Consider the following 6,647-nt stretch of genomic DNA (forward strand, 5'->3'; position numbering starts at 1 on the left):
CGGCAAAGACGTGCGCCCGCGTCGACAGGCGCGCCAAAGTTGCGAATCATAGCATAAGGCGGACATGCTGATTGCGCTGAAGTTGTAAAAGATATGTATAACGTTCGCCGGATCCTGCACCTAGCGTCCGCCGCGAATTAACCCGCCCATGCTGCGCCGTTCCATAAAGGCCGCGACCTGATGGCGAACTTCGGCGGCCAGCTGGGCGTCAAGCGCCCGTCTGGCAAGCGTCTGCGCATCTTCGTGATCGATATGGCGCAGCAAATATTTGATACGCGCCACCGAGCGGCCGTTCATCGACAGATGACGGTAGCCAAGGCCGATGAGAATGGCGACGCACATCGGATCCCCTGCCATTTCACCGCACAGCCGCAGATCGATGTCGTGCCGTTCGGCTTCGTCGGCGATCATCGCCAGCGCGCGCAGCACGGCAGGATGCAGGCTGTCGTACATATTTGCCACGCGGGTATTGTTGCGATCCACCGCCAGAATGTACTGGGTCAAATCGTTGGTGCCGACGGAGATAAAATCGACCCGTTTAACCAGATGGGCGATCATAAAGACCATCGACGGCACTTCCAGCATCACGCCAATGCGCGGTTTGGGAATGGCGTAGCCGATCATCTCTTCCACTTCGCGACCGGCGCGCTCAATCAGACGTCGCGCCTCGTCGATCTCATCGATGCTGGTGACCATCGGTAGCAGAATATTCAGGTTACCGGTGGCGGCGTTGGCGCGCAGCATGGCGCGCACCTGGATCAAAAAGATCTCCGGCTGATCGAGCGTAATGCGGATCCCGCGCCAGCCGAGGCACGGATTCTCTTCGCTGATCGGCATGTAAGGCAGCTGTTTATCGGCGCCGACATCCAGCGTACGCAGCGTGACGGGCTTGTCGATAAACATCTGCATCATGCCCTGGTACTGCGCCACCTGCTCCTCTTCCGAGGGGAAACCGCTTTGCAGCATAAAGGGGATTTCGGTGCGGTAAAGACCGATGCCGTCAATGCGGCTGTCGAGATTTTCTTCGTGCGCCGGGCTTAAGCCCGCGTTGAGCATCACTTTTACCCGCTCGCCGCTTCTGAGCTGGGCGGGCAGATTAACTTCATCTTCAGCCAGACGGCTTAATTCATTTTCTTCGCTGATAAGCCGCTGATATTCCTGCATCAGGATCGGCTCTGGATCCACCAGCAGTTCACCGCGATAGCCATCGACGATCAGCGTGCGTTGATGCAGGATCGACGGCTGAATGTCTGCGCCCATCACGGTCGGGATGCCAAGGGCGCGAACCATGATCGCCGCATGGGAGTTCGCCGCGCCATCGCGCACCACCACGCCCACCAGTCGGTCGTGCGGCAGTTCGGCAAGCGTGGTGGCGGAGAGTTCATCAGCCACCAGCACAAAGCGCGCAGGCCAGGCATTCGGGCCCTGTAATGTATCGTCAAGGTGGAAGAGCAGACGCTGGCCGAGCATGCGCAAATCCCCGGCGCGCTCCTTCAGATAGCCATCGGTCAGCGCCGCAAACTGTTCGGCAAAGCGCTCAATAACCTTTTTTACCGCCCATTCGGCGACAAAGCCCCGGTCCACTTCCTCAAACAGTTCCCGGCGCAGGCGGGCGTCAGAGAGCAGATGCGAATAGAGATCGAAGATCGCTGCCGTCTCTTTCTGCGCCCCGGCAGAGAAGCGCTTGCTGTAACGGCGAAATTCACTGGCCGCCTCTTCCAGCGCCCCGGTCAGCCTTTCGCGCTCCAGCGAGGTGTCGAGCGTCGAGGCTTCATACACCTGCTCCATCAGCGGCAGCGTGGCATCCATCCAGCCTTCGGCGATGGCTACGCCCGGCGAGGCAGGCAGCGCGCGGATGCGTGTCTGACGGTACTGACCAAAGAGCGCCGCCAGCTGTGACTGGGAAAGAATGGCGGCCATCTGCGTGGCCAGCGTGACGAGGAAGGACTCTTCGCTCTCGTCAAACTGGCGTAATTCACGCTGCTGCACCACCAGCACGCCCAGCAACTGGCGGCGCTGAATAATGGGCACGCCAAGAAAAGCACGGAAGCGCTCTTCTTTGACTGCGGGAATGAATTTAAAGCTGGGGTGCTTTTGCGCATCGGCCAGGTTGATGGGCTCCGCAAGCCGACCGACCAGGCCGACAATGCCCTGATCGAAGGCAAGCGTGACAGTACGACCACGCGGCTTTTTCAAACCGCGCGTCGCCATCAGGTAATAGCAGCGTCTGTCGTGATCGGCGAGATAAACCGAGCAGACCTCGGTATCCATCGCCTGACAAATTTCAGTAACCAGTACGTCCAGCGCCTCGTTGAGGCGCGGAGCACTTGCCACTTTCTCGACGATTTCTCGCAGCCGGGTGAGCATGTTGTGTATGGCTTAACCTCTTTTACGTCGCCAGGCTGGGGGACTTTGCGGCTTCGGCGTCGCTTCAGAAAGCGCCATCACTACGCTTGCAAACTCTTTCATCACCCGACGATAGACATCGCGTTTAAAGGAGACAACCTGACGAACGGGATACCAGTAACTCACCCAGCGCCAGCCATCAAACTCGGGGGTACTGCTGGTTTGCATATTAATATCAGCATCGCTGCTGACTAATTGCAGAAGAAACCATTTTTGTTTCTGGCCGATACACACCGGCTTTGTGTCCCAACGCACCAAACGTTTCGGTAACTTGTAACGCAACCAGTTGCGAGTAGAAGCAAGGATACGCACATCTTTACGACTTAACCCAACCTCTTCGAACAGCTCCCGGTACATAGCCTGCTCCGGGGATTCTCCGGGGTTAATTCCCCCCTGAGGAAACTGCCATGAGTGCTGACCAAAGCGCCTGGCCCACATCACCTGGCCCTGTCGGTTACAAATTACGATCCCAACATTAGGGCGGTAGCCATCGTCATCAATCACCGGACTACCTCAAAAAAAATCTGAATTTGAACGATTGTTTCACACTAGTGGTAAACGGTAAACCACTCTGTTAACGGTGCATAACCTAATAACAATTGAATAACTCACAGTTATCTGCCGAGTTATAAACAGATTAGGGTTCCGGGCGGCCACTTTATTCACTTTTTCTGTGGATATAGTTGTGAAGAAGTATGGAATTAAAGGGGGAAAACCCAGAGTAGTCCTAAATCCGTATTAATGCCATGAAAAAATAAAGCGCTATGCGTCAGTATCTTAATGCACTTATACCGGAACGAAAAGGCGGTTATGTGACGATCATCACAGGGATGATCGCCTCGCTGATGAAAGATCGCACAGCGTCGGTTTTATCCACAGTTTGTGCCACCAAGTTAAACACAATTTGTGCGAAAATTCGATTTTGCTCCCACGTCAAGGCTGTAAATGGAAACAGTAGTGAAGGTTTTTACCAGTTATCCCACTTTTCTGTGGATAACATGGTGTAAGATCCTGTTCATTGCCAGTGACCAGAATTGGAAAACCGGGCAGGCTGTTGCGCAACATAAGTGATTATTTCCAAAAAGAGTCGTTAAATCATAGTATTGAAGGTTGCTCACAGAAATAAACCTCACTGCTCACCCCGGTGCATAATTGTTGTTCATTTTTTAACCAAAGGTCTGAATCATGTTTCCACCTGTTCCCTTAACTACACCACCGGATTCCGAAGCAAAGCTGTTGGCGCAGGCACAGCGTCTGGCGGGCTTCACGTTAGGAGAACTGGGTCAAATGGCCGGTCTGCCGGTGCCCCAGGATCTGAAACGTGATAAGGGCTGGACCGGGATCCTGCTGGAACGCTGGCTGGGCGCAAGCGCGGGCAGCAAGCCGGAACAGGATTTCGCGGCGCTCGGGGTGGAGCTTAAAACCATTCCTGTGGATAACGCCGGACGTCCGCTGGAAACCACCTTTGTGTGCGTTGCCCCGTTGACGGGTAATAGTGGCGTGGTGTGGGAAACCAGTCATGTGCGTCACAAGTTAAAGCGYGTGTTGTGGATCCCGGTGGAAGGATCGCGGGAGATCCCCCTCGCCATACGGCGTGTGGGAGCACCGCTGCTGTGGAGTCCGGATGAAGAAGAGGAGCGCCAGTTGCGCATGGACTGGGAGGAATTGATGGATCTAATCGTGCTGGGTCAGGTTGAAAGTATTACCGCCCGTCACGGCGAAGTGTTGCAACTGCGCCCGAAAGCGGCGAACAGCAAAGCGCTGACCGAGGCCGTCGGCACCGAGGGACAGCGTATCCTGACCCTGCCCCGCGGCTTTTATCTGAAAAAGAATTTTACCCGCGCGCTGCTGGCGCGGCATTTTTTGTTGCAGGGTTATTAAATTTTGCCCTTACCGGGCTTGCGCTTATAATTAGCCCTTCTTTTTTTGGCAGGACTTTTACGATGTTATTTGCATGGATCACCGATCCCAATGCCTGGCTGGCGCTCGGAACACTGACGCTGCTGGAAATAGTGCTGGGTATCGATAATATTATTTTCCTTTCTCTGGTAGTGGCAAAACTTCCGCCCGCACAGCGTAACCGCGCCCGCCGTCTCGGCCTTGCGGGAGCAATGATCATGCGTCTGGCGCTGTTGGCCTCAATCGCATGGGTGATACGCCTGACCACGCCGCTGTTTGAGGTGATGGGCCATGCGGTGTCGGCACGCGATCTGATTTTGCTGCTTGGCGGCTTATTCCTGATCTGGAAAGCGAGCAAAGAGATCCACGAGTCCATTGAGGGGGAAGAGGAAGGACTGAAAACCAACGTCCACTCCTTTATGGGCGCGATTGTGCAGATCATGCTGCTGGACATCATCTTTAGTCTCGACTCGGTGATTACGGCGGTGGGGCTGTCTGACCATCTGTTTATTATGATGGCGGCGGTGGTGATTGCCGTTGGCGTGATGATGTTCGCGGCGCGTCCGATTGGCGAGTTCGTCGATCGTCACCCGTCGGTGAAAATGCTGGCGCTGGCCTTCCTGATCCTCGTCGGCTTTACGCTGATGCTGGAAAGTTTCGGCATCCACGTGCCGAAAGGCTACATCTATTTCGCAATGTTCTTCTCCATTGCCGTGGAAACCCTCAATCTGTTGCGCAACAAGAAGCGTCCGCTCTGATTTACCGCTCCCCCGCCCCCGGGGGAGTGTACATTTTTTCTTCCGCTTTCAGAATTTGCTGCTTTTTCATCACATTATTCTGCGTTATTACTAGACTACATTCAGTTAACCGTCACGCGAGGAATAAAACGATGAAAAAATGGGCAGTGGTGATCTCTGCAGTAGGCCTGGCTTTTGCGGTTTCAGGGTGCAGCAGTGATTACGTTATGGCGACCAAAGATGGCAAAATGATCCTGACAGATGGTAAACCACAAATTGATGATGACACCGGACTGGTTAGCTATCGCGATCAGCAGGGCAATGAGATGCAGATCAACCGCGACGACGTTTCACAGATTATCGAACGTTAATCCTGAAAGGGTCAGTACCCTGCTGACCTTTTGATTTTTCACTTCCCCTTTTCACTCCCCTCTGCCATGTTTATATTCCTTTGTCAGGAAGCGACTGACGTTGTTAACAAAAGGAAGCCGGCAAATGCACTATCACCGTATCCCTCACAGCTCCCTTGAGATAAGCACTCTGGGGCTGGGCACTATGACGTTTGGTGAACAAAATAGCGAAGCCGACGCCCATGCACAGCTCGATTATGCCGTAAGCCAGGGAATAAATTTTATTGATGTCGCGGAGATGTACCCTGTCCCGCCGCGCCCGGAAACCCAGGGGCTTACCGAGACTTACGTCGGCAACTGGCTGACGAAGCGGGGTAACCGCGAAAAACTCGTTATCGCCTCAAAAGTCAGCGGCCCGAGCCGCAACAGCGACAGCGGTATCCGCCCGGATCAGGCGCTGGATCGCAAAAATATCCGCCAGGCGCTGGATGCCAGCTTAAAACGCCTGCAAACCGACTATCTCGATCTCTATCAGGTTCACTGGCCGCAGCGTCCGACCAACTGCTTCGGCAAACTGGGCTATGAGTGGACGGATAGCGCGCCGGGTGTAACCATCCTTGAAACCCTGGAAGCGCTGACGGAATACCAGCGTGCCGGGAAAATTCGTTACATTGGCGTCTCCAACGAAACGGCGTTTGGCGTGATGCGTTATCTGCACCTGGCGGACAAGCACGATCTGCCGCGCATCGTCACCATTCAGAACCCGTACAGCCTGCTGAACCGCAGCTATGAAGTGGCGCTGGCGGAAGTCAGCCAGTTTGAAGGCGTGGAGCTGCTGGCCTATTCCTGCCTGGCCTTTGGTACGCTGACCGGGAAATACCTCAACGGCGCGAAACCGGCAGGCGCGCGTAATACCCTGTTCAGCCGCTTTACCCGCTACAGCGGCGAGCAGTCGCAAAAAGCAGTCGCCGCTTATGTGGATATTGCGAAGCGTCATAATCTGGATCCGGCGCAGATGGCGCTGGCCTTTGTGCGCCGCCAGCCGTTTGTCGCCAGCACCCTGCTGGGGGCGACCACGCTGGAACAGCTGAAGACCAATGTGGAGAGCTTCCATCTTGATCTCAGTGAGGACGTGCTAGCAGAGATTGAAGCAGTGCACCGGGTGTATACCTATCCGGCACCGTGATGTAAAAAGCCGGGCAGATGCCCGGCTTTTTTTTGCCGGGTGGCGCTTGCGCTTACCCGGCCTACGTAT

Annotated in this window: 6 protein-coding genes; 4 read left to right on the forward strand and 2 right to left on the reverse strand. The window is 55.0% G+C overall.

What is annotated here, in order from left to right; translation table 11 throughout:
* Positions 1-120: 120 nt before the first annotated feature.
* A complete protein-coding gene (gene ptsP / locus QRD42_RS00855) occupies positions 121-2,367 on the reverse strand; it encodes a phosphoenolpyruvate--protein phosphotransferase (RefSeq protein WP_318376359.1) in 2,247 nt (748 codons plus the stop codon).
* 12 nt (positions 2,368-2,379) lie between these two features.
* Positions 2,380-2,910, reverse strand: coding sequence for an RNA pyrophosphohydrolase (gene rppH, locus QRD42_RS00860; RefSeq protein WP_072569918.1), 531 nt, complete (start codon positions 2,908-2,910; stop codon positions 2,380-2,382).
* Positions 2,911-3,591: 681 nt separating this feature from the next.
* On the opposite strand from rppH, the gene mutH reads away from it, so the two are divergent.
* The 4 genes from mutH (at position 3,592) to QRD42_RS00880 (ending at position 6,578) form a co-directional block, all read left to right on the forward strand.
* The gene (gene mutH, locus QRD42_RS00865; RefSeq protein WP_321987983.1) at positions 3,592-4,287 is read left to right on the forward strand and encodes a DNA mismatch repair endonuclease MutH; all 696 of its coding nucleotides are present in this window, start codon (positions 3,592-3,594) and stop codon (positions 4,285-4,287) included.
* A 62-nt stretch (positions 4,288-4,349) separates the two neighbouring features.
* Positions 4,350-5,063: a TerC family protein gene (locus QRD42_RS00870; RefSeq protein WP_072569916.1), complete on the forward strand. Its 714-nt coding sequence runs from the start codon at positions 4,350-4,352 to the stop codon at positions 5,061-5,063.
* A gap of 131 nt (positions 5,064-5,194) precedes the next feature.
* Entirely contained in the window at positions 5,195-5,413 is a 219-nt protein-coding gene (locus QRD42_RS00875; protein WP_072569915.1) for a YgdI/YgdR family lipoprotein, read from the forward strand.
* A 124-nt stretch (positions 5,414-5,537) separates the two neighbouring features.
* Positions 5,538-6,578 (forward strand): NADP(H)-dependent aldo-keto reductase, encoded by a 1,041-nt coding sequence (locus QRD42_RS00880; protein WP_318363816.1) that lies wholly within the window; start codon positions 5,538-5,540, stop codon positions 6,576-6,578.
* Positions 6,579-6,647 lie beyond the last annotated feature (69 nt).

The organism is Enterobacter sp. PGRG2, assembly GCF_030291195.1.
Lineage (GTDB): Bacteria > Pseudomonadota > Gammaproteobacteria > Enterobacterales > Enterobacteriaceae > Enterobacter_D.